Below are 488 nucleotides of genomic sequence, written 5' to 3'. Positions count from 1 at the left end.
CAGGCCGGCCTGCCCGACGGCGTGTTCAACGTGGTGCAGGGCGACAAGGAAGCCGTGGACGCGCTGCTGGACCACCCGGACGTGAAGGCGGTGAGTTTTGTGGGCTCCACCCCGATTGCCAACTACATTTACGAGACCGGCGCGCGCCACGGCAAGCGGGTGCAGGCCCTGGGCGGCGCCAAGAACCACATGGTGGTGATGCCCGACGCCGACGTGAACCAGGTGGTGGACGCGCTCATTGGCGCGGCCTACGGCTCGGCCGGCGAGCGCTGCATGGCCATTTCGGTGGCGGTGCTGGTGGGCGACGTGGCCGACAAGGTGATGCCCCTGCTGGTGGAGCGCACGAAGCAGCTCAAGGTGCTGAACGGCACCAACCTGGCCGCCGAAATGGGGCCCATCGTCACCCCCGCCGCCCACGCCCGCATCAGCGGCTACATCGCCGCCGGGCAGGCCGAAGGCGCGCAGCTGCTGGTGGACGGCCGCCAGTT

The 488-nt window shown here is 69.7% G+C and carries 1 protein-coding gene; it reads left to right on the top strand.

What is annotated here, in order from left to right; translation table 11 throughout:
• Positions 1 to 488 (top strand): aldehyde dehydrogenase family protein (locus tag HA630_RS00405; protein WP_166832014.1); only part of this gene is annotated, 488 nt, incomplete at both ends.

Source organism: Aquabacterium sp. A08, assembly GCF_011742065.1.
The sequence above is the reverse complement of the archived record's forward strand: the minus strand, read 5'-3'. Positions and strand labels throughout refer to the sequence as shown.